The following is a 22,628-nucleotide window of genomic DNA, read 5'->3' as shown; positions in this document are numbered from 1 at the left end:
GCCGCCCTCCTTCTTCGCGTTCATGAGCGGCCCACGGCCCGTCAGCACAGTCCCGCGGGCCTGGAGGCCCCACAGGTGTTGCCCTGGAAGATGTTGCCCTTGCCCGCGGTGTCCGTGTTGACGAGGTCGGCCGGAGCGTTGTGCTCCACCACGTTGTCGGTGATCCGGTTCCGCTCGCTGGTGGTGCCCACGAAGCTCTTCCACACCACGATGCCGCCCGACAACGGGGAGTTGCCTACGTTCTCCCTGATCTGGTTCCCCGTCACCAGGGTGTCCTCGGTGCCGGTCAGGACGATGCCGGTGCCCTGCAGCGCGTCCAGCCGCGCGGTCTTCGGGCAGGACCTGTTGTTCCGCTCGATGTCGTTTTCGCGCACGGTCAGCGCGCCGGCCCTCGGCTTGTTCTCGTCGCCCACGACGAAGATGCCCACGCAGTTACCGGTGACGTGGTTGTCGGCGACCATGAGGTTCCGCAGGCGCCGGACAGTGAGGCCGATCCGGTTGTTCTCCAGGCGGTTGTGCGCGACGACCGTTCCCTTGGTGTCGGTGGCGCCCTGCTCGGCCTTGATCGTGTTCGCGAGGAACAGACCGGCGTCGCCGTTGAGCCGGGCGATGTTGTTCCGGAACACCCCACGGACCGAGGCCTCCTGGGCGATGCCCCACACGCCGTTGCGCACGGCGGCCACGTCGCGCACGGCCAGCCGGTCGGTCGACGCCGCGGACACGCCGGACCCGGTGAAGCCGGTCACGGTCAGGGAGGCGACGGTGACGTTCTTGACGTTGCGGTTCTTCGTCCCGACGACGCAGATGCCGTTGCCTTCCTTGGCACAGGTGTCGGTGGCCGCCTTCTTCCTGGCCGGTGCGATGACGGTGTTGTGCCCCGCGCCGCGCAGGGTGAGGCCGGAGGTGCGCACCGTCACGCTCTCCCGGAACGTGCCGGCGGTCAGGAGAACGGTCTCTCCCTCCTTGGCCGCGTCCACCGCCTGCTGGATCGACTCCCCCGGGTGGACCACGTGGGTCCGATGGTCGGCGACGGCGGACGGGGCGGCCCCGAGCCCCGCCCCGAAGACCGTCGCGAGGCACACCAGTTGGGCAATACGCAATTTCTTCATATTGCGCACGATATGACCGGATGCTCGCGGAACCGGGCGGATGGGCCATCCGGTGGCGTGTCGTCCGCAGGTGAACGGAACTCCTCACCCGGCGCGAAGGTGTTCGGATACCGGAAGCCGTTTGCGAGCGACGCCGTACGGCCGACACCGCGTCCACGCCCGGAACGGGAGAGATCACACGACGGAACTTCGCGGTTTCATCGACCTTTCACTGCGGTTCGATCCCCGCGGCAATCCCCGCCGGTCGCTATTCTGCCGGATGCTCGATATCGGGCATCGGCCTCTCTCACGCCGGTCGGAAAAGCGGATCCCGAATGAACAGGATTCAGAATGAGAACCGATTATGACTCGGTAGATCACCATACTGACGGCGCTCAACCGCTCGTCGAGACGCAGCAGATCTGGCTCCCCGGCCCGAGAACCCCGGCCGGCGTCTGGGATCCGGACGAGGAGTTGATCCGCATGGCGCACGGCATGGATCCCGTCCCGCCCCCGCCGGACGGTCACGAGCCCCCGCGCCGCCCGACCAACCGGCGGCGGCCGCGCCCGGGCGCCCACATCCTGTCCGGCAACCCGAGAGTCATCCCCGTAGCGATCCTGATCACGGCGATCGCCGTGTGCGCGGTGACGATGCTCTTCTGGTCCCTGTCCTATTCGTACGTCCAGCTGCGCTCAATCGCACTGCAGGTGGTGTCGGCGAACCTGGCGCGGTGGTGGCCGCTGACCGTGTACGGGCCATGGCTCCTGGCGGGTCTGTCCATCCTGCGGGCAGCCGTTCAGAACCGAACCGCCCGGCGGTCCTGGGCCGTGATGCTGATTTCCTCCGCCACGGCGGTGGTTCTGTGTATCGGTCAATCACCGAGTTCTCTGCTGGGCATGACCGTCGTGGGAATTCCGCCGATTACCGCACTGGTGTGTTTTCGTGAACTTGTCGGACAATTCTCGTCCCGGCAGGGACCCCGGCACGCAGCCGACACCCTCACCAAATCCCCGCAGGTGAGGTAGGGGTGCGGCGGCGGTGAGGCCGTAGGTCACGCCGGGGCGGGTTCGATGGCCTGTTCCGTCCAGATGGTCTTGCCCATGGCGGTGGGACGGGTGCCCCAGCGCTGGGTCAGCTGGGCCACCAGGAGCAGGCCGCGGCCGCCTTCGTCGTAGGTACGGGCGCGGCGCATATGGGGTGCCGTGCTGCTGGCGTCCGAGACCTCGCACAGGAGAGTCCGGTCGTGGATGAGCCGCAGCCGTACCGGCGGCTCCGCGTGCCGGATGGCGTTGGTGACCAGTTCGCTGACGACGAGTTCGGTGACGAAGGCCGCGTCGTTCAGGCCCCATCTCTCCAACTGGCAGAGGGCGTTCTTGCGGGCCTCGGCGACGGCGGAGGGGTCGGGGGCGACGTCCCAGGTGGCGACCTGGTCGGCGCCGAGCGCCCGGGGGCGGGCGACGAGCAGGGCCACGTCGTCGGCGGGCCGCTCGGGGAGCACCGCTGTCAGCACCTTGTCGCACAGCGCCTCCAGGGAGACGGCGGGAGCGGCGAGGACCTGGCGCAACCGGGTGACACCGTCGTCGACGCCGTCGTCCCGGGACTCGACCAGGCCGTCGGTGTAGAGGGCGAGCAGGCTTCCCTCCGGCAGTTCGGTCTCCAGCGCCTCGAAGGGCAGACCGCCCAGCCCCAGCGGGGGGCCGGCCGGCAGGTCGAGCAGATCGGCGGTGCCGTCCGGGTTCACCACCACCGGCAGCGGATGCCCGGCCCGCGCGAGCGTGCACCGGCGCGAGACGGGGTCGTACACGGCGTACAGACACGTCGCACCGACATCCCCGGGTGCCAGGCTCGCGGCGGCCACGCCACCCGTGGCCGGGCCGCCCATGGTCACGTCCCCCGCCGTCCCGGAGCCCCCGGCGGCCTGTGCCTCCGCCGCCACCTCCGCCTCGGTGGCCAGGCGGGCCACGAGGTCGTCGAGGTGGGTGAGCAGCTCGTCGGGCGGCAGGTCGATGTCGGCCAGGGTGCGTACGGCGGTCCGCAGCCGGCCCATGGTCGCGGAGGCGTGGATGCCGTGGCCCACCACATCACCCACCACCAGCGCCACCCTGGCCCCGGACAGCGGGATCACGTCGAACCAGTCCCCGCCCACCCCGGCCCGGGCACCCGCCGGGAGATAGCGGGAGGCGACCTCCACCGCGGCCTGCTCGGGCATACTCTGCGGCAGCAGGCTGCGCTGCAGGGTGACGGCCGTACCGCGCTCACGGGTGTAGCGCAGGGCGTTGTCGATGGCGACCGCCGCCCGGGCCGCCAGCTCCTCGGCCAGGACGAGGTCGTCCCGCTGGAACGGGTCGGGGTCGCGGTGCCGGGCGAAGACGGCGACCCCCAGGGTGGTTCCGCGCGCCGACAGCGGCACGGTCATCGCCGAGTGGAACCCGAAGTCGCGGATCCGGGCGGTCCGCAGCGGGTCCTGCGCCACCCATTCGGCGATGGCTGGTTCGCTCACCTGGTGGAGCACGGCGCGCCCCGACCGCAGACTCTCCACCGGTGGCGAGCCGTCCGGGTACTCGTCCACCTCGCCCGGCGCGACGACCGCCTCGGGGGTCCCCTCGTACACGGACCGGTGGGCGACGCGCCGCAGGACGAGGGGGTGGCCGGCCCCCGCTGCCCGGGACGACCCGTGGCCGGCCACCGCCTCGACGGCGTGGGCGACGCCGCCGCCGTCGAAGGACGTCAGCATGTCGACACTGATGAAGTCGGCGAGATCCGGGACCGCCACCTCCGCCAGTTCCTGCGCCGTCCGGGTCACGTCGAGGGTGCTGCCGATGCGCCGACCGGCCTCGGCGATCAACTGGAGACGCTTGCGGGCCCAGAACTGCTCGGTCATGTCGTGTCCGGTGACGGCCACACCGAGGGCGCCGCCGTCCTCGTCCTCCAGCCGGTAGAGATGGATCGACCAGGCGTGCTCACGGGCCTCGCCGGGGCCCCGCGCGTGGTTCTCCATGTACTGCGGCTCCCCGGTCGCCAGGGTCCGCCGCATCAGCCGCTCCACCTCCCCGATCGAGGGGTCGTCCACCACCTCCGACAGCCGCAGTCCGCGCAGGTCGTCGTCGCTCAGGCCCAGTGCGCCCGTCGAGCCCTGGTTGGACCGGCGGAACCGCAGATCCTTGTCGTGCACCGAGGTCGCGCAGAACGGGGAGTCGAGGAAACCGCGCAGCGCGAGGACGTCGTCGTCGGAGCGGGGCCGCGACGACGACGGCGCGGACACCACGAACCAGTCACGGACGCCGGCGTACGACGTCCGGTGGAGCGCCAGGACCTTGACCTCCAGACGGCGGCCGTCCCGGTGCCGCAGCACGAGCATGCCGTGCCACCTGGGGAGGTCCGCGAAGGACGGCAGGTCGTCGGCCGCGGGTTCCTCGGCGAGCAGGACGAGGGCCGGGCGGCCCAGGATCTGCGCCGGGACGTACCCCAGCAGGTCTTCGGCGCCGGCGCTCCAGCCGGTGACGGTGCCCTGTTCGTCGACCGTGGCACGCGCCGTGAGCGCCTCCGCGGCGGCCCCGGGACCCACACCCGCTCCCGGGCCGCCGACACTGTGCCGCTCCATGTCCGCTCATCTCGCTCTCGTCGAGCTCCACACCCCATCGAGGCTTCGCCACTACCCCTGGTATGTCCGATTGCGAGGCTTTCACTCCATTTCGCGCACTTTATTCCGGGGCTGGAGCGCGGGCATCAGCGGCGGCGCGGTGACGGCGCGGTGACGGCTCAGCGCCGCCCGGCGCTCAGGGCTCCCACGGGTGCGCCGTCGGTGCCCGCCGTGTTCAGCGGGCTGTGTCGGGTCGGACGCAGGAAGCAGCCGTGGCGCGGGGTGCCGTCCCGGTCGCGCGCGTACGGCCGCGGCGGGGTGAGCGAGCAGAAGTCGGCGGCCGTTGCGGCCGTCGCACCGTCGGAGCTCACCGCCCGTTCTCCGTCGAAGAGGACGTTGGTGCGGTCGACGTCGCCCGAGAGGAAGTCCGGTACGGGGGTGGCGCCGCCGGGGCCGCCCGGGGTGCGGAAGGAGAGGTTGTCACGGTAGACGCCCTGCTCGTCCGTCGGGAAGTACGGGTTGAAGCGGGCGATGAAGTTGAACCGCTTGTTGTCGAAGGAGGTGTTGCGGGTCAGCGCCATCCGGCCCGGGTTGAAGTTGTCGGTGAAGCCGTCGAGGTTGTTGTCGAAGGCGATGTTGCCCCGCACCACATGGTCGACGGGCAGCCCCTCGCCGCCCAGCTTGAAGCCGCTGCCCCGGTTGCTGTCCTCGTCGTATCCGTCACTGAGGCGGCCGTTGGCGTAGGCGACGTTGTCCACCAGGGTGATCGGCAGGTTGGCGCCCTCGTTGGTCCGGTTGTAGAGGTCCCAGCCGTCGTCGATGTTGTGGTGGGCGATGTTCCCCCGGAAGACGTTGCCGGCGCCGACACCCAGTTTCGCCGCGAACCCGTCGGCGTTCTCGTCGTCGGGGTCCCGGTTGTCGTGCGACTCGTTGCCCCGCACGAGGTTGTACGAGGGCCACAGGGCCGGGTCGGTGCCGCTGCCGGTGATCTGGAAGCCGGTGTTGCCGTTGAAGTTGAACAGCATCCGCTCGACCGTGTTGTGACTGCCGCTGACCCGCATCGCGTTGGACCGGGCGTGCGTGATGTGGAAGCCCTTCACCTGCCAGTGGTCGGCGTCCAGACGGAGCACCACGTCGAGCGCGTCGCGGCCGTCGACGGTGACCTTCTGGTTCCGGTAGGGCTGGAGCGTCTTGGGGTGCCCGGCCAGTCCGCCGTAGGCGGCGCCGAGGTTGAGCGTGCCGGTCGGCCGGTAGGTCCCGCCGTGCATCAGCACCCTGCCTCCGGGGGCGACGTACCTGAGGGCGGTGGCCAGGTCGACGGGGTCGCCGGCCGTACCGGCGGCGGCGTCCGTACCGGCCGGGGAGGCGTGGATGACGGAACCGTCGCCGCGCGCCCCGTACGGCTTCCTGGTGACCGTGAGCGACCTGCTGACCGGGGCACCCCGGGACGAGGCCGCGTCCGGTGTGAAGGTGAGCGTGAACTCGGCCTCGCCGGAGGCGAGTCGGACCTTGTGGGCGAACACCTCCTTCGCCGTGACCCGCGCCTCGGTGAGCCGCTCGCCGCCGCGCGCGTCGGTGACGGTCAGGGTGCCGTCGTAGTTGGGGCGGGCCCGCAGCGTGTAGTCGCGCGTGCTGGTCTCGGGCGGCGAGAACAGGGTCAACGCGGGCGCCACGGGGGTCGGCTGGACCGGCGGACGCGGCCGTGTGTGCGCATCGCTCAGATCCAGCCTGGCGTTCTCGAAGCTGACCTTGGCGTTGCGGGCGGCGTAGAAGCCGACGTACATGCGGTCGGGGTCGATGTCCTGCACCCAGTCGGCGCCGGCCACCCGCTGCTCGAACGTGGCCGGTTCGCCCGCGTGCGTGAAGGTCGCCGACATCACGAACTCGGTGTCCGTGCGCTCCAGCCGGAGGGTGACCGGGGTGCCGGTGGGCAGCGCGTACGCCGGGTCACGGGTGAACGGGGTGGCTTTGAGGGCGCCGCCGGGATTGCCGTACGGCTCGGTGACGCCGGTGCGGCCGAAGCCGCTGAGCCCCTGCTTCATCATGCCCGCGCCGAACATGTTGGAGGCGGCGGGCACCTCCTCGAAGCCGAGGACCATCGGGTCCTGGCGGGGCACGCCGTTCACGTCGCGCACCATGATGCCCGCGCTGTCCGCCGAGTTGACGGCGGCGCCGGTCTCCGGCCCGAACTGCTCGACGGTCATGTCGGCGGTGAGCACGAAGTTGTCGGTCCTCGGGTCAAGGGCCGTCTGGTAGAAGGTGATCCCGTCGTGGCCGGGCGCCAGCTTGCCGCCCCGGCTCTCCAGCTCGATCCTGCCGTCGATGGTTCCGGGACGGTCGGGCTTCGCGTAGTTGGTGCCGACCTTCTCGGGCAGCACGTTCGACGCGAAGTTGAGGTCGGTGGACTGACCGAAGGTGATGGCCGACCAGGCCGGGCCGGCGGCGGCCGTGGAGACGGCCGTGGTGGCGGTCCCCGTGCCGGCCGCCGCCACCGGCGCGGCGATCAACGTGGCCGCCACGGTCAGTGCGGCCGTGGCCAGCGTGAGCAGCCGGGCCGGCGCCCGGCCGTCGGCCATCACTGTGGATCTCATCCTCGACGTCCTTTCGGGCCGCTGCCGGCCCTCTCGGACGGAGGGATGCCGCCCAGCCGCCGGGGATGACGGAGGCGGTGGTCGGGCCGGACGTGGGGGGAGAAGACGCCCGGCGCCTTCTGTCGCGGTTCGCCGGAACTCTATGGTCCGCACCACGCCGTAACAAGATCTACCAGGGAGTAGTGCGGGGCCGGAACGAGTCATCCCATCTGGTCCAACTCCCCTTCCCCGAGGGTCAGTTGGCCGACCTCCTCCGTCCGGTGAACACGGAACGTCGTAAGTACCCGAACAATCTGTGGCCCTACACGTGTCACTCCCTTGCCAGGCCGGAAAGTTGAGGCCAGCATGGGGCAGCTCGTTTGAGCCGAAACCACACTTCTCTCTTCCGCCCGACAGGTGAGGCATGGCTACAAGTGCGTCCAGAATGCGGCACGCGGCCGGTGACGGTTACGCGTCCACCGGCTCCCTCAAACAGAACGCGCTCGGCGTCCTGGGGATCCTCTTCTTCGTCCTCTCCGCGCAGGCGCCGCTGACCGGTGTGGCCGGAGCGGCCCCGGTCGCGATAGCCATCGGCAACGGCCCGGGCGTCCCCGCGATGTACCTGGTGGCCGGGGTCGTCGTCCTGCTCTTCTCCGTCGGCTACGTCGCCATGGGCCGCCACGTGGTCGACGCGGGCGCCTTCTACTCCTACGTCGGCAAGGGCCTCGGCGGTACGGCCGCCGCCGGCAGCGCGGGGGTGGCACTGCTCGCGTACCACGCCATCCAGGCTGCGGTGTACGGCCTGTTCGGTGCCGTCATGAACGGACTGGCGCTGCAGTACCTGGAGTGGGACGTGCCCTGGTGGCTGTTCGCGCTCGCCACGATGGTGATCGTCCAGGGGCTCGGCGCGACCGGCGTCGACGTGGGCGCCAAGGTGCTCGCCGTGTTCGTGCTGGCCGAGATCAGCCTGCTGCTGATCTTCGGTGTGGTGATGCTCCTCAAGGGCGGCGGCCCCGAAGGGCTGGCCCCCGGCTCCTCCTTCTCCCTGTCGGCGGCGCTCGACGGCGCGCCCGGCGTGGCGCTGATGTTCGCGGTGGCGTCGATGTTCGGCTTCGAGGCGACCGCGATCTACGGCGAGGAGGCGCGTGAGCCGCACCGGACGGTCCCCCGGGCCACCTATCTCGCGGTCGTCCTCGTCACCGCGTTCTTCGCCTTCACCTCCTGGATGCTGATCTCGGCGCACGGCCCGTCCTCCAGCGCCGAGGCCGCCGGGAAGGCCCTGGAGGCCGGGGACGGGGCGGCCTTCGTCGCCGCGCCCGTGTCCCAGGAGCTCGGCGCGTGGGCCGGCGACGCGCTGCCGATCCTGCTCGCGACCTCGCTCTTCGCCAGCATCCTGGCCTTCCACAACTCGGCCAACCGGTATCTGTTCTCCCTCGGCCGGGAGGGTCTGCTGCCGCGTCGGCTGAGCGCGCTCAACGGCCGCCAGTCGCCGTGGCTCGCGGGCGTCGTGCAGACCGTGGTCGCCGCGCTGCTGGTCTTCCCGTTCGCGCTGGCGGGCAAGGACCCCGTCCTCACCCTCTTCTCCTGGCTCAGCGGTCTCGCCGTACTGGCGATCATGCTGCTGTACCTGCTGACCTCGGTGTCGGTCATCGTGTACTTCCGCCAGGAGGGGGCCGGTGACACCCGGCTCTGGAACACGCTGATCGCCCCCGCCCTGGGCGCGGGCGGCATCGCCAGTGCCATCTGGCTGATCATCTCCAACTTCACCACCCTCATCGGCGGCGACACCACCACCGCAGTCTGGCTGGCCCTGGCCGTACCGGGCGCGCTGCTGGCGGGCGCGGCGATGCCGCTCCTGGCCCCCCAGCCGATCCGGCGGTAGCCGACAGGCGGTACGTCGCCGAGGGGGACGCCGCCGGAGCTCTTCGCCACCTCGAAGGGCCCCGGCGTCGAGGCGGCCGCGCCCCGCTGGCAGACGACAGTCGGAGGGCACCCGGCCGGGCGCTGCCGCGGCGGGTGGCCGCCCAGTGCCGGCGGCAGTCAGATGGGCGCGCCGCTGGCGGTCGCGGAGAGGTGGCGGTCAGGTGGCCGCGCGCTGCTGCCAGGTGGTGAAGGACTGCAGCGGGTCGCCGCTCTCCAGGGCCCAGGGGTACACCGTGACCATGCCGCCGATCGCGCGGAACACCTCGCCCGCCTCACCGGCTCGTTTCGCCTGCACGAGCGCGTAGGCCAGCAGGTTGAGGTCGGCCACGGCGGCGGCGTGGGTGAGGTGGCCGGGCCGGGGCCAGTCGGCCAGCGCGCGGCCCAGCGCCGCCACCGCGTTCGGACGGCTCCACAGGTGGACGGCGGTGAGGGCTTCGAGACCGCCCTGGTCGACCGTGCCGTGGTAGAGGTCGATGAGGGCCGCGACCTCCAGGCCCGCCGTCGGGGCCGTGGGCGCCGTCCCCGCGCGGACCCGGTCGAGGAAGTCGACCGTCTGCGCGTGCGAGCCGCACTCCCACGGCGACAGATAGCCGAGCATCTGGATGTGGGCCTCGCGGTGCCACGGGTCGCGGCGCACGATCTCGTCCCAGAGCGGGAAGACCTCGGCGCCCGGCCGGCGCCACAGACGCAGCAGACCGAGGCGCACCACCCAGGGGGTGGGATCCTCGGGCCGCAGCAGGGCGGCCCGCTCGCAGGCGTCTAGCGCCTCCCGGGTCTCCCCCGGGACGGGCTGCTCCTCGTACCGCGCGCGCAGCAGGACGCCCCAGGCGGACAGCAACTGCGCGTCCGGGTCCTGCGGTTGTTCCTCCACCCAGGAGCGCTGCAGGGCCGGTGAGGTCGACTCCGCGAGGACGCTCATCCGGTGCGCCCTGCGGTCCCAGTCCCTGCCGGTGTCGCGCAGCAGTTGCTCGATCATGGCCACCGCGAGCGTGCGGCCCCCTGAGCCGGCCCTCTCCACCAGGCGCTTGCGCACCTTGCCGAGGTCCGTGTCATCGAGTTCAGGGGCGAGTCTGGTCGTGCTGCGTCGGCGACCGAGGAGAGACATGCCCGGAGAGTAACGAATTTTGGTCGCACAGTGATGGGGTGAGATGCACGTATGCCGATCCGATATCCGCACCGGCCGGTGGCGCGCGTGTCGCTCGTGTCGCCCGTGATGCGCCGGGGGCGTCGCCGGGAGGTGGCGGTTGTCCTGCCATCAGGGCTTTTCCCGATCCGCCCATCATTTTTTCGCCCGCCCGCGCCATCTGCCGCGCACACACCGGATCGGCGGCTTCATCTCGGGATCCCCTGCGCGCGCTGCCAGCCTGTGCTACCTTGCCATGAAGTGGCAGTTTTGGTTACCAGAGGCTTCTGAGTGCTCTTCGACCTTCCGTCGACGAGCACTCTTTGTTGTTTCCGGGGCTTTCCGGGGCTTTTCAGAGTTTCCCGTCGGGTCAAATCGTAGCTGCGACGCCGGGTCCGCAAGGTGCGGATCCCGGGCACTGCGTCAAGGGAGTACAGCATGGCATCCGGCACCGTGAAGTGGTTCAACTCGGAAAAGGGCTTCGGCTTCATCGAGCAGGAGGGTGGCGGCCCGGACGTGTTCGCCCACTACTCCAACATCGCCACCTCCGGCTTCCGCGAGCTTCAGGAAGGTCAGAAGGTGACCTTCGACGTCACGCAGGGCCAGAAGGGCCCCCAGGCCGAGAACATCGTTCCCGCCTGACGCTGACGCGTACGCATGAGCCGGGGCCCGCACCTTCGGGGTGCGGGCCTCGGCTCGTGTGCGACCGGTGCCGCATCGAGGAAGGTCCCCCATGAACCGCACGCCCCGCACGACCAGCAGCAGCGCCTCCCGCACCCGCTCGCAGGGGGCGGGCAACCAGACCACTCCTTCCCGGTCGGCGAAAACCGGTGCGACCCGCGCGCCACAGAACGGCACGGCCAGGGGCGGCGCGCCCCAGGACGGCCCGGGCGGGAACGACTCGGCCAAGGCCGGTGCGGCCAGGAACGGCGCCTCCAGGAGCGGGTCGGCGAACGGCGGTACGGCCAGGGGCGGGTCCTCGAGGGCCGGTGCCGCCAGGGGTGACTCCTCCAGGGCCGGTGCGGCCGGGGGCGAGTCCTCCCGCACCGGTGCGGCCAAGGCAGACGGCTCGAAGACCGGCGGCACCAAGGCCGGCGGCTCAAAGACCGGCGGCTCAAAGACCGGCGGCTCGAAGACCGGTGGCTCCAAGGCCGGTGCCCCCAAGGCCGGGCGAGGCCGACGTGGTGGGCGGGCCGGCGCGGCGGTCGTCGGTGGGGAGTTCGCGCTGCCGGTCACCGTCACCCCCGCGCTGCCGGCCGTGGAGGCGTTCGCGGAGCTCGAACTGCCCGCGCGGCTGATGGAGGCCCTGGGCGCCGAAGGGGTGACCACCCCGTTCCCCATCCAGGCCGCGACGCTGCCGAACTCGTTGGCCGGGCGGGACGTCCTCGGCCGGGGCCGCACGGGGTCGGGCAAGACGCTCGCCTTCGGTCTCGCCCTGCTGGCGCGCACTGCGGGAGAGCGGGCCGAGCCCCGGCAGCCGCTGGCCCTCGTCCTCGTCCCCACCCGGGAACTGGCCCAGCAGGTCACCGACGCCCTCACCCCGTACGCACGCGCCCTGCGGCTGCGGCTCGCCACCGTGGTGGGCGGCATGTCGATCGGACGGCAGGCGAGCGCGCTGCGTGGCGGTGCCGAGGTGGTCGTGGCGACGCCGGGCAGGCTCAAGGACCTCATAGACCGCGACGACTGCCGGCTGGACCGGGTCGCGATCACCGTCCTCGACGAGGCGGACCAGATGGCCGACATGGGCTTCATGCCGCAGGTGACCGCCCTGCTGGACCAGGTGCGCCCCGGCGGGCAGCGGATGCTGTTCTCGGCGACCCTGGACCGCAACGTCGACCGGCTGGTCCGTGACTACCTGCACGACCCCGTCGTCCACTCGGTCGACCCGTCCGCGGGCGCCGTCACGACGATGGACCACCACGTCCTGCACATCGAGGACGACGACAAGCACGCCACCACGACCGAGATCGCCGCCCGCGACGGCCGGGTGATCATGTTCCTGGACAGCAAGCACGCGGCGGACCGGCTGGCCAAGAAGCTGCTCGCCGTCGGGGTGCGCGCGGCCGCCCTGCACGGCGGCAAGTCGCAGTCCCAGCGCAACCGGGCCCTGAAGCAGTTCAAGGACGGTGACGTCACGGCCCTGGTCGCCACCAACGTCGCCGCGCGCGGCATCCACGTCGACGACCTCGACCTCGTGGTCAACGTCGACCCGCCCATCGACCACAAGGACTACCTGCACCGGGGCGGACGTACGGCCCGCGCGGGCGAGTCCGGCACCGTCGTCACGCTCGTCCTGCCGCACCAGCGCCGTGACATGACCCGGCTCATGGCCGTCGCCGGCATCACCCCGACGACCACCAGTGTCCGCTCGGGCGGCGCCGACCTGAACCGCATCACCGGCGCCCAGGCCCCCTCGGGCGTCCCCATCGTCCTCACTCCGCCCCCGGCCCCCGAGCAGCGCCCCAGCCGTCCGGGTTCCACGTCGCGCGGCCGACGGAGCCGCCCCTCCCAGGGACGCCGCCGCGCCCCCGCCAAGGGGAACGGCCGCTGAGGCCGGCGTGTCCGCTTACCGGGGAACCCCGCTCGTTTCCCGGATCTTCACCCGTTCCACCGACGATCACCCGCCCGGCGGTGGAACTTCGCGGGCGTCGGCAGGCGTTGACAGAAGGACGCGGAACGCGCGCGTATGACCGGAACGCAATGGGCTAGCCGAGGTGGCACGCATGGCGATGTGGGATCGGATCAAGGACCAGGCCAAGGGTCTGCAGCAGCAGGCGCAGGGCGCGCGGGGCGGCACCGGCCACGGACGGCCGGGTACGGGTCCGCTGGGCGGCTTCGGCTCCTCCGGCTCTTCCGGCTCCTCGGGGTCCGGGCGGTCCGCCGGCGGATCGAAGGCGCAGTTGGTGGGCGCCCTGAAGTCCCAACTCACCTCCCTCAAGACGGAGCTGAAGAGCGGGGCCTACCGCGACGCCAGCATGGCCATGTGCGCCCTGGTCGCCGCCGCCGACGGGAACGTGGACCCGGCCGAGCGGCAGCACGTGGAGTCGCTGATCCTGAACAACGACGTCCTGCAGAACTTCCCGGCCGACCAACTGCGTCAGCGCTTCAACAAGCACGTCGACCAGCTCTCCCTCAACTTCCAGCAGGGCAAGGCCGAGGCTCTCCAGGAGATCGCCAAGGCGGCGAAGAAGCCGACGGAGGCCCGGGCGGTCGTCCAGACCGGCTTCGTGGTGGCGGGCGCCGACGGTTACATCGCCCCGGCCGAGGAGCAGGTCCTGCGCGAGGCCTGCGCGGCCCTGGGGCTGTCTCCTCAGGAGTTCGGCCTCTGACGGCCCCGGTCCGTCACTCGGCGGGCCGGTCCAGGGCGCCGGGTCCGGGCGTTTTCCCCGGCGGAGGGTACGGGCGCACCAGCGGATGAGCGCGGCGTTCGCCAGGCCGCCGAGGAAGCGCTGGCGACGGCCGAGGACGGCGACACGGAGTGCGTGCCCGAGGCCGCCTCCCTCGAGGTCACGGGCCGAGCCGGCGAGCCGGCCGGTGGACGCCGCGGGCGAGGTGTCCGGCATGCCGTTGTCAGTACCGGGGGCTAGTCTCCGGACAACTGACCTTATGCCCGTTTCAGGGAGGTTCCGATGGTCTCGCGGCTCAACCCGTACCTCAGTTTCGACGGTGACGCCCGGCAGGCGCTGGAGTTCTACAAGGAGGTCTTCGGTGGTGAGCTGGCGCTGAACACCTTCGGCGCCTTCGGCCAGCCGGACGCCCCGGAGTCCGACAAGATCATGCACGGCATGCTGGAGACTCCCACCGGCTTCACCCTGATGGGCGCCGACACCCCGCCCGGCATGGAGTACCAGCCCGGAGGCGGCTTCTCCGTCAGCCTCAGCGGCGACGACGAGACCGAGCTGCGCGGCTACTGGGAGAAGCTCTCGGCCGGCGGCTCGGTCTCCGTCCCCCTGGAGAAGCAGATGTGGGGTGACGTCTTCGGCATGTGCACCGACCGGTTCGGCATCCCGTGGATGGTCAACATCAGCGAGCCGCAGGACTGAGCGCCGAAGAACCGCGGCCCCCGCCCGTGACGGCGAACCGTCCCCGGGCGAGGGCCCATGTCATCCGGCTCTCCGCCTCGTCCGACTCCTCCTCCGACTCATCGTCATCCGACTCATCCGACTCATCCGAAGGTGACGTCGAGGCTTCCGTCGCTGCCGAAGGACCAGTGCAGGCCGCCGGAGTAGGAGGAGCACCGGGACCCGTTCGTGCCGGACCAGAACTGGTTGGAGCTGTCGGAGTTCCCGATGATCCGGTCGTTCGTACCGCTGCCGCTCCGGCACGAGGTGTTGTCGCGGAACACCGACGTACCGCCGTCGAAGGTGAAGTTGCGCTGGGCGTTGTCGATGCTCACGTTGCCGGAGATCGCCATCGTGCCCGGGTTGCTGTTCCACGTGAAACCGTGCTTGCCGTTGTCGTAGGCGATGCTCCGCCGGACGATGTGGTTCACGGCGATGTCGTCACCGCCCAGCTTGTAGCCGTTGCGGTCCCCGTTCCCGGCCTGCGACCCGTCGCTGAGCGTGCCGTTCTCGTAGGCGAGCGAGTCCTCGATGGTCACCGGCCCGATCGGTCCGGTGTCCGGCTTGGTGTAGAGGTCCCAGCCGTCGTCGATGTTGTTGTGGGCGACGGAGTACCGGAACACGTTCCCGTTCCCGGTGGTCAGCTTCGCGGCGAACCCGTCCGCGTCCTCCCCGTCCGAGTCCGCGTTGTCGTGCGACTCGGCGCTCAGGACGAGGTTGTTGGACGGCCACTCGGCGGCGGGCGTGGTGGAGGCCATCCGCCCCAACTGCAGACCTGTGTCACGGTTGAAGCGGGTCACCGTGCGCTCGATGACGTTGTTGCTGCCGCCGACGTAGATGCCGTTGTCACCGGCCCGCTCGACGACGAGGCCCTTGACGTGCCAGTACGAGGCGTTGAGCTGGAGCCCTCGGTTGGACGAAGCCTCGCTCTGTGCCGAGAAGTTGAGGACCGGTGTCTCGCCCAGGTAGGCGGCGAGCGTCGTACGGGCGCCGGAGGTCCCATTCTTCCCCGCCGGGATGGTGACGGTCGAGGAGTGGGCGTATGTCCCGCCGCGCAGGTAGATCGTCCCGCCGGCGGAGATGCGGCTGATCGCCGAGGTGAGGGTGGTCGGGGACGACATCGTGCCGGCGGCGGAGTCCGTCCCGCTCGGCGAGACGTACAGCGCCGAGCTCGACGGCGGTGGGGTGGTGGTGCCGTCGGGGACGGTGGCGTCGACGTAGTCGATGTTGGGCAGCCCGTCGGCGGAGGTGGGGTTGATCCGGATGACGTTGCTGCCCGAACTCACCGGCACGGACAGTGTCTTGGTCGTCCATCCCGTCCACGTACCGGTGCTCTGGAAGGACGCGGTCGCGGCCGTGGTGCCGTTCACCGTCACCGTGGCGGACCGCGCGGCGGTGGCGCCGTTGGCGAAGCGGACGGACAGTGTCGCCGTGCCCGATGCGGGTGCGGTCACGGTGAACTGGGCGTACGCGCCTGCGGCGTTGGTGCCGTTGCAGAATCCACTACCGGAGTATCCGGTCCAGTCGGAGTCGATCGTGCCGGTGCAGACGGCCGGTGACGTCTCGGCCTCGTAGCGGGCTGTCGCGGCCTGCGCCGTCGTCACCGCCGTGGCGGACAAGGCGGCGAGCAGAGCGGCAACCAGCCCGGCGCTCGCCATCGCCCTGACGGGTCTCAGGTGCGTCGTGTGCGTCGTGTGCGTCGTCGTGCGCATCGTCGTCTCCAGGGATGAGGTCCTGAATGCGGATCGGAAAGCGCTTTCCCTGGACTGAGTGTCAGAGCCTGACTTGAGCACGTCAATACACGTGCGTGGACTTATGTTCACGTAGGTGAACAGCAGAGGGTGGCTTAAGTGGGGTGGATCGAAGGTTGCCGCTGCTCAGGGCTAGGGGTGCTGGAATTGCGGCTAGCCTGAAGGGCGAAGACGAAGGGAGCGAGAGTCCGAGGATGTGAACGGGTGATCGCCTAGAGAACGGCACTGAATACGGGCTCGGACGGAGTCACGCGCGGGGCTCGACGGAGTGACGCGCGGGGCTCGAACGGCGGGCCCCACGCGGGCGGGAACGGCGGCCCACGCAGGCGGGAACGGCCCGGAGGGGGCGGAAAAAACAAAGGCAAGGAGGTAACCCACTCCTTGCCACTCTCAACGTATAGCGCACCGGGGGGCTTGCGGCAAGGCCCCCGGTGTACCGCAGAATCTCCGGCCTGAGCCAAAATCCATGAGAACCGGGGGGCACGCAATGCGTGTGCTGTTGACGAACCACGACTCGCGAGGCGGCCTCGAACCACTGGTCGGGCTCGCTTGCCGTCCGCGCGAACCCGGTGCGGAGGTACGGGTGTGCGCGCCGCCGGACGAGGAGTTCGCACGGCGGCCGGCCCACATCGGCGTATCTCTCGTGCCTTTCGGCCCCTCGGAGCGTTCGGAGCGAATGAAGTGAACCCCCAGACCACCACCCCCACCGCGTTCGACCTCCCCGACCGTCTCTCCGCCAAGGCCGACCCGTCGCTGATCGCCGACGACGAGCGGCACTTCGTGGCCCTCGCGCAGTGTCTCGACCGATCGATCGCCGAGGTCTCCGCCCAGCTGGACGCCGCCCGCAAGGCACCCGGCGGCACGGGGCGTGCGGCGATGGACCGGGACACGGAGATCCACCGCCTGACCGCCCGTCTGCGCACCCTGCGCCGCTTCGGCCTGGACCTGTGCCTGGGCCACATGGTCAGCGCGGACAACCCCGGAGAACCCGTCTACATCGGCCGCCTCGGCCTCAACGACAGCACCACGGGCCGCCGCCTGCTGATCGACTGGCGCTCCCCCGGCGCCGAACCGTTCTTCGGCGCCACCCACGCCAACCCCATGGGCCTGACGAGCCGCCGCCGCTACCGGTGGACGGGCGGACGGGTCAGCGACTACTGGGACGAGGTGTTCACCTCGGACGGCTTCGCCGGACACCATGCCGCCCTCGACGACCAGTCCGCCTTCGTCGCCAGCCTCGGGGCCAACAGGTCGGAGCGGATGCGCGATGTCCTCGGCACGATCCAGGCCGACCAGGACGCCATCATCCGCGCGGGTTCGCGGGGTGCGCTGGTCGTGGACGGCGGCCCCGGCACCGGCAAGACGGTCGTCGCGCTCCACCGCTCCGCGTACCTCCTCCACTCCGACCCCCGCCTGGGCCACCGCCGCGGCGGTGTCCTCTTCGTGGGCCCCCACCGCCCCTACCTCTCGTACGTCTCCGATGTCCTGCCCAGCCTCGGCGAGGAGGGCGTGCAGACCTGCGTCCTGCGCGACCTGGTGACCGAGGGAGCGGAGGCCGGTGTCGAGTCCGACCCGGAGGTGGCCCGTCTGAAGTCGTCGGCGGATCTGGTGGGTTCGATCGAGAAGGCCGTCCGCTTCTACGAGGAGCCGCCCACCAAGGGCATGACGGTCACCACCCACTGGTCCGACATCTGGCTCGGCCCCGAGGACTGGACGGCGGCCTTCGAAGCGGCGGAGCCCGGCACCCCCCACAACGAGGCCCGCCACCAGGTCTGGGAGGAGCTGCTGACGATCCTCATCGACAAGCACGCCGCCCAGCGGAATGACCAGCACGGCGACCAGCACGGCGACCAACGCGAGGGTGACGTCCCACCCCACCTCCTGCGCAAGTCGCTCCTCCAGAACAGGGAGCTGGTCACGGCCTTCAACCGCGCCTGGCCCCTGCTGGAAGCGGCGGACCTGGTCGGCGACCTGTGGTCGGTACCGGCGTACCTCCGTCTGTGCGCCCCCTGGCTCACCCCCGACGACGTACGCAGGCTCCAGCGCGCCGACCCCCAGGCGTGGACGGTCTCCGACCTTCCCCTCCTGGACGCGGCCCGCGGGCGCCTCGGCGACCCGGAGACGGCCCGCCGCAAGCGCCGGCACGAGGCCGTCCTCGCCGCCCAGCGCGAGCGCATGGAGCAGGTCGTCGACAACCTGATCGAGTCCGTGGCCAACTCGGGCGCCGACGGCGACGAAGGCATCGGCCTGGTCAGGATGTTGCGTGGCGAGGACGCGAAGGTCAGCCTGGTCGACGAGTCCGAAGTGGACGCCCTGGACCCGGACTTCCTCGCCGGGCCCTTCGCCCACGTCGTCGTGGACGAGGCCCAGGAACTGACCGACGCGGAATGGCGGATGCTGCTGGCACGCTGCCCCTCCCGCAGCTTCACCATCGTCGGCGACCGGGCCCAGGCCCGGCACGGCTTCACGGAGTCCTGGCAGGAACGCCTGGAACGCATCGGCCTCGACCGGGTCACCCTGGCCTCGCTGACGGTCAACTACCGCACGCCGCAGGAGATCATGGCGGAGGCGGAACCGGTCATCCGAGCGGCACTCCCGGACGCCAACGTCCCGACCTCCATCCGCAGCGGCGGCGTCCCCGTCACCCACGGCTCGGTCGCCGACCTGTCCGGGACCCTGGACGACTGGCTCACCACCCACCCCGACGGCATCGCCTGCGTGATCGCCGCCCCGGCCCCCGGGAACGCGACATCCCGCCCGCCCCTGCCGCCCCTCCCAGCGACGCCCCGTATCCGCTCCCTGACCCCCGAGCTGTCGAAGGGCCTCGAATTCGACCTCGTGGTCCTCGTCGACCCGGAGAACTTCGGCGAGGGCATCGAAGGAGCGGTGGACCACTACGTGGCGATGACCCGGGCGACCCAGCGACTGGTCGTCCTGACGACCACCTGAGCCCGGAGGGCCGCACCGGAGGAGGCCGATGAGTTCGGCGTCGTCGAACGGTCTACGTCCGTGGATGCCAGACGTACCAGGCAGCGCCCCCGGAGAAAGGTCCTCGTCCCATGAGCAAGGTGGTCCTCCACGTCACGATGTCACTCGACGGTTTCATGGCCGGTCCGGACATCAGCGTCGAACATCCCATGGGCCGGGGTGGTCTGCGGCTGCACGAATGGATCTTTGCGTCGGACAGTGACGTCGACACCGTGGTGAGCCGGGAGGTCTCGGCTTCCACGGGTGCCGTCGTGCTGGGCAGAAGAACCTTCGACGTGGGTGTCGAGGTCTGGCAGGACACGCCCTTTCCCGTGCCGTGCTTCGTGCTGACCCACGCCCCGCGGAGCCGACTGGTCATGAAGAGCGGGTCCTTCACCTTCCTCACCGGTGACGTGAGAGGCGCGCTTCGGCAGGCAGAAGCGGCGGCGGGCGGCAAGGACGTCACGCTGATGGGTGCGGACATCGCTCAGCAGGCTCTCCGAGCCGAACTCCTCGATGAGATCAACCTGCAGATCGCGCCGGTGCTGATGGGCGAGGGCCGTCGGCTGTTCGATCATCTGGGCACGGAACACATCGAGCTGGAACGGACCAGAGTCCTCACCTCACCTCACGTCACACATCTGCGATTCCGGGTCAGGTACGCCCGCGGCACGCCCAGCGGCGAAACGTCCCTCCAGGGCCTGGGTTCCTAGCCGCTCCCCGGGCGCCCGTCGCCCCCCGGCCCGGGCTCCGGCGCTCGACCTCGACGAGCGGCCCCGTCCGGCCACACCACGTCCACGGGAACACCGGCCGCCCGCGCTTCGAGGACGGCATCGGCGGTGCCGCCGCCCTCACCGGTGGGCGGGGCGCCGTCCCATACGGCTACCAGACGGTCGGCCCGCTCGATCAGTACGGCGTTGGCTGCCTCGTACGCCTGCCGGCCGGCCGTCTCGTAGGGGAGCACGACGACCTCCACGGCGGCCTCGGCCAGTCGGTCGTAGGAGGCGTGGTGTGCGGGCTCGACCGTGCTCCGCCGATAATCCCGGGAGGGCACGACCACGACCAGCCGCCCCCCGACGGCGAGCACGGCTTCGGCGAAGAGCGTGTCGGCCCCCTTGGCGATGCAGGACACCCCGACGAGCGGACCACCGTCCCCGGCGTACGGCCTCAGCAGATGGTCCAACGCCGCGCGCACCCGAGGGACGGTCCCCTCGGTCAGATCCAGGTGCCCGGTCACCGCGATGGTCGTCATGACGTGGCGTCCTCCCCCATGAGCCCGACATCAGGTCGCGGATGGTATCGCCTGGGCCGGGACGACCACAGGGAGGGCGACGTGGAGACGTCTCCCTAGTGGCTGTCGAGCGGGACCCAGGCCCGCCCTCCCGCGTCGTCCCTGCCGTACCAGTAGTGCGGCAGTCCCTTGATGCTGGTGGTGCGGAACGGGCGGCCGTGGTCGTCGACGCGAATCGTGCCGGTGCGCCCCTGGGAGGACCACTCGAGTTCGAGGTACCAGCGGGCGTCGTAGGCCTGAGTCGTGGCGTCGACCTGCAGCACCTCCGGGTCCTCGGCGGAGACCTGGTACGGGAAGTGAACGGCCGGGATGGTGTGTCCACCGTCGGCGCCGTCCTTCGGGTGGGCGATGGGGCGGTCCACGTCGAGGTTCACCGTGAAGCGCCGGGGAGTGAGATCGCTGCCGCAGCCCTGGCCCATGGCGTAGGCGCTCCCGCCGCCCGGGGTGCCGCGGCTGACGATGCGGACGCGGAGCGCTTTGAGGACCACGGCCGTGGACGACCGCCCCTGCACCGAGATCTGTACCTTCGTCTGCCGCCCGTGCACCGCGTCCTGCGTCGCCGCCCACACCCCGGCGTCCTGCTGGAACGGCGGCGGAGGCACCTGCGCGGGTGGCTTGCCGATGACGTAGTCGTGGTCGCAGCCCTTGTCCCAGACCAGGGAGTCGACGCTCCAGGCCAGGGGCGGGGCGACGGCCGGCTTCGCGGTGGACGTGGGAGCGCTGCCGGAGGCGGACGGGACGGGGGTATGCCGGGGACCGGGCGACGCGGGGCTCCGGGTGGGGGCGGTGGCCGGCGGTTCCGCCGAACGGCCGGGTGCGCCGGCGGCGGTTGTCCGGGGGCTCGCAGAGTGGGAGGCATCCGCCTCGGAGGAACGGTCGTCCGACAGGGCCGACAGGCTGCCGACGGTGGCGAGCAGTGCGCAGGCGACGGCTGCGGGGGCCATCACCCGTCGGCGGCGGTACCAGGGGTGGGGGGCGGAGGAGGGGGAGCGGTCGTCCGGGTGGGGGTGTTCTCCTGCGTGGTCTGCGGAGCGGCTCTCCTCGACGCGTGCCCTGTCCGCGTCCATGTTCATGTCCGCGTCCACGTTCGCGCTCGCGTTCTCGCCCGCGCCCGCGTCCGGGTCCATGTCCGGTGCGGGTGTCAGAATCGCCGCCTCCGGTGAATCGGCCGTACGCACCCGCTGCCGAGCCGCCACTGCCGACAGCCACAGGCGGTGCAGTTCGAGCCGCTCCTGCGGTGTCGCCTCGCAGAAGGCCGCGAGCCGCTCCACGGGCGCGAAGTCCTGCGGCACCGCCTCGCCCGCGCAGTACCGGTGCAACGTGGAGGTGTTCATGTGGAGGCGGCGGGCCAGGGAGCCGTAGCTCCGGTCGGTACGGTCCTTCAACCGGCGCAGCAGCGCCGCGAACTCCTCGACCTCGCCCAGACTCGACATCGTTCCCCCGTCGTCCGCCCGCGATCCCGCACCCCGGTCCCTGATATGACTGCACGTCAGGCGAGCTGGAACGGTTCCACCGTTGCCCTCGGGAGCGGCAGTCGTCGCGCCTTCCTACTCGTCCCGGCCGCCGCTGTGCACGGGGCCGGTGCCCCGCTCGGCCGGGACGGGCCGGGGAGCGGAGCGGCTCCGCCGTCAGCGGACGCTCGTGGTGCCGATGTCGGCGATGCGGTTGTACCGCTCGACCAGGACGAAGAGCTTGGTCTTCTGCGCCGTGTTCCCGCTGCCGAAGGTCAGGGTGACGGTGACCTCATGGCTGTGCCCCATGCTGCCGTTGTCGGTCACCGTCCACTGCGACGGGACGTTCTGGGCACGCAGGACGCCGTCCGCCCCGTTCTTCTTCTCCCAGGCCGCCAGCCGCTCGGCGAAGTCGGGCGTCAGGTAGTGCTTGCGGAGCGCCGTGGCCAGCGTGACGTCCGGGTCCGTGTAGTCGCCCTTCGCGTCGATGTACGCGCCGTAGAAGTCGGCGACCCGGGTCACCGCGTGGCCGGGCGTGCCGGTGACCGACTTCGGTACGGCGACGGACGCCTTCGCGGGGGCGTGGACGGACGCCCGTCCCGGCCCCTGTGCGCACACACCGAGTCCGACAGCCAGGACGAGGCCGGCGGCGGCCGTGCGGAGGCCGGGACGACGGTGTGCAGGGGACTGCCTGTTCATGCTCATGCGCGTCTTCCTGTTCATGGGCGTCTTCCTGTTCATGGGCGTTGGGTGTCGTCGTGTGCCGCTGCTCGGGGCGGTCGCTATGCCTCGGCCGGTGCGGCACCCAGAGCTTCAAGGGAC

The 22,628-nt window shown here is 71.0% G+C and carries 16 protein-coding genes; 8 read left to right on the top strand and 8 right to left on the bottom strand.

Features of this window, described 5'->3' with window-relative positions; translation table 11 throughout:
• Nucleotides 1–41 precede the first annotated feature (41 nt).
• Complete coding sequence (locus ACFY9I_RS09925) at nucleotides 42–1,109, bottom strand: right-handed parallel beta-helix repeat-containing protein (protein ID WP_390999033.1); 1,068 nt, start codon at nucleotides 1,107–1,109, stop codon at nucleotides 42–44.
• 330 nt (nucleotides 1,110–1,439) lie between these two features.
• Between ACFY9I_RS09925 and ACFY9I_RS09920 the strand changes: the two genes are divergently transcribed.
• Nucleotides 1,440–2,114 carry a DUF2637 domain-containing protein gene (locus tag ACFY9I_RS09920; protein WP_390999031.1) on the top strand — a complete coding sequence of 225 codons (675 nt, stop codon included), beginning with the start codon at nucleotides 1,440–1,442 and terminating at the stop codon, nucleotides 2,112–2,114.
• A 26-nt stretch (nucleotides 2,115–2,140) separates the two neighbouring features.
• Here the strand turns inward: ACFY9I_RS09920 and ACFY9I_RS09915 are convergent, their stop codons facing one another.
• Both ACFY9I_RS09915 and ACFY9I_RS09910 read right to left on the bottom strand, forming a co-directional pair.
• Nucleotides 2,141–4,690 (bottom strand): SpoIIE family protein phosphatase, encoded by a 2,550-nt coding sequence (locus ACFY9I_RS09915; RefSeq protein WP_390999029.1) that lies wholly within the window; start codon nucleotides 4,688–4,690, stop codon nucleotides 2,141–2,143.
• 158 nt (nucleotides 4,691–4,848) lie between these two features.
• Nucleotides 4,849–7,260: a right-handed parallel beta-helix repeat-containing protein gene (locus ACFY9I_RS09910; protein ID WP_390999027.1), complete on the bottom strand. Its 2,412-nt coding sequence runs from the start codon at nucleotides 7,258–7,260 to the stop codon at nucleotides 4,849–4,851.
• A gap of 424 nt (nucleotides 7,261–7,684) precedes the next feature.
• Between ACFY9I_RS09910 and ACFY9I_RS09905 the strand changes: the two genes are divergently transcribed.
• A complete protein-coding gene (locus ACFY9I_RS09905; protein WP_390999171.1) occupies nucleotides 7,685–9,121 on the top strand; it encodes an amino acid permease in 1,437 nt (478 codons plus the stop codon).
• A 198-nt stretch (nucleotides 9,122–9,319) separates the two neighbouring features.
• On the opposite strand, the gene ACFY9I_RS09900 is transcribed toward ACFY9I_RS09905, so the two are convergent.
• The gene (locus tag ACFY9I_RS09900) at nucleotides 9,320–10,267 is read right to left on the bottom strand and encodes a hypothetical protein (RefSeq protein ID WP_390999024.1); all 948 of its coding nucleotides are present in this window, start codon (nucleotides 10,265–10,267) and stop codon (nucleotides 9,320–9,322) included.
• A gap of 456 nt (nucleotides 10,268–10,723) precedes the next feature.
• Between ACFY9I_RS09900 and ACFY9I_RS09895 the strand changes: the two genes are divergently transcribed.
• The 4 genes from ACFY9I_RS09895 to ACFY9I_RS09880 all read left to right on the top strand — a co-directional run bounded on the left by ACFY9I_RS09895 (nucleotide 10,724) and on the right by ACFY9I_RS09880 (nucleotide 14,328).
• On the top strand, nucleotides 10,724–10,927 hold the full coding sequence (locus tag ACFY9I_RS09895; RefSeq protein ID WP_005483357.1) for a cold-shock protein: 204 nt from the start codon (nucleotides 10,724–10,726) through the stop codon (nucleotides 10,925–10,927).
• 91 nt (nucleotides 10,928–11,018) lie between these two features.
• Complete coding sequence (locus ACFY9I_RS09890; protein WP_390999021.1) at nucleotides 11,019–12,836, top strand: DEAD/DEAH box helicase; 1,818 nt, start codon at nucleotides 11,019–11,021, stop codon at nucleotides 12,834–12,836.
• A gap of 172 nt (nucleotides 12,837–13,008) precedes the next feature.
• Nucleotides 13,009–13,614 (top strand): TerB family tellurite resistance protein, encoded by a 606-nt coding sequence (locus ACFY9I_RS09885; protein WP_390999018.1) that lies wholly within the window; start codon nucleotides 13,009–13,011, stop codon nucleotides 13,612–13,614.
• A gap of 300 nt (nucleotides 13,615–13,914) precedes the next feature.
• On the top strand, nucleotides 13,915–14,328 hold the full coding sequence (locus tag ACFY9I_RS09880; RefSeq protein WP_390999015.1) for a VOC family protein: 414 nt from the start codon (nucleotides 13,915–13,917) through the stop codon (nucleotides 14,326–14,328).
• Nucleotides 14,329–14,450: 122 nt separating this feature from the next.
• Here ACFY9I_RS09880 and ACFY9I_RS09875 read toward each other — a convergent pair whose 3' ends face one another.
• A complete protein-coding gene (locus ACFY9I_RS09875) occupies nucleotides 14,451–16,058 on the bottom strand; it encodes a carbohydrate-binding protein (RefSeq protein ID WP_390999012.1) in 1,608 nt (535 codons plus the stop codon).
• A 720-nt stretch (nucleotides 16,059–16,778) separates the two neighbouring features.
• On the opposite strand from ACFY9I_RS09875, the gene helR reads away from it, so the two are divergent.
• Together helR and ACFY9I_RS09865 are read left to right on the top strand one after the other, a co-directional pair.
• Nucleotides 16,779–19,046, top strand: coding sequence for an RNA polymerase recycling motor ATPase HelR (gene helR / locus ACFY9I_RS09870; protein WP_390999009.1), 2,268 nt, complete (start codon nucleotides 16,779–16,781; stop codon nucleotides 19,044–19,046).
• Between the two features lie 110 nt (nucleotides 19,047–19,156).
• Nucleotides 19,157–19,777, top strand: a complete 621-nt coding sequence (locus ACFY9I_RS09865) for a dihydrofolate reductase family protein (RefSeq protein WP_390999007.1) — start codon at nucleotides 19,157–19,159, stop codon at nucleotides 19,775–19,777.
• Here the strand turns inward: ACFY9I_RS09865 and ACFY9I_RS09860 are convergent.
• From ACFY9I_RS09860 to ACFY9I_RS09850, 3 genes are all read right to left on the bottom strand, one after another.
• Nucleotides 19,774–20,316 carry a hypothetical protein gene (locus ACFY9I_RS09860; protein WP_390999004.1) on the bottom strand — a complete coding sequence of 181 codons (543 nt, stop codon included), beginning with the start codon at nucleotides 20,314–20,316 and terminating at the stop codon, nucleotides 19,774–19,776. The two genes, ACFY9I_RS09865 and ACFY9I_RS09860, sit on opposite strands and share 4 nt — an antisense overlap.
• A gap of 95 nt (nucleotides 20,317–20,411) precedes the next feature.
• Entirely contained in the window at nucleotides 20,412–21,788 is a 1,377-nt protein-coding gene (locus ACFY9I_RS09855; protein WP_390999002.1) for a helix-turn-helix domain-containing protein, read from the bottom strand.
• A gap of 195 nt (nucleotides 21,789–21,983) precedes the next feature.
• Nucleotides 21,984–22,511, bottom strand: a complete 528-nt coding sequence (locus ACFY9I_RS09850) for a hypothetical protein (protein ID WP_390998999.1) — start codon at nucleotides 22,509–22,511, stop codon at nucleotides 21,984–21,986.
• Between the last annotated feature and the right edge of the window lie 117 nt (nucleotides 22,512–22,628).

The organism is Streptomyces sp. NPDC012510, from assembly GCF_042955065.1.
In the GTDB taxonomy this organism is placed as follows: domain Bacteria; phylum Actinomycetota; class Actinomycetes; order Streptomycetales; family Streptomycetaceae; genus Streptomyces.
Note: the sequence above shows the minus strand (reverse complement) of the source record. Positions and strands in the feature narration are given on the sequence as shown.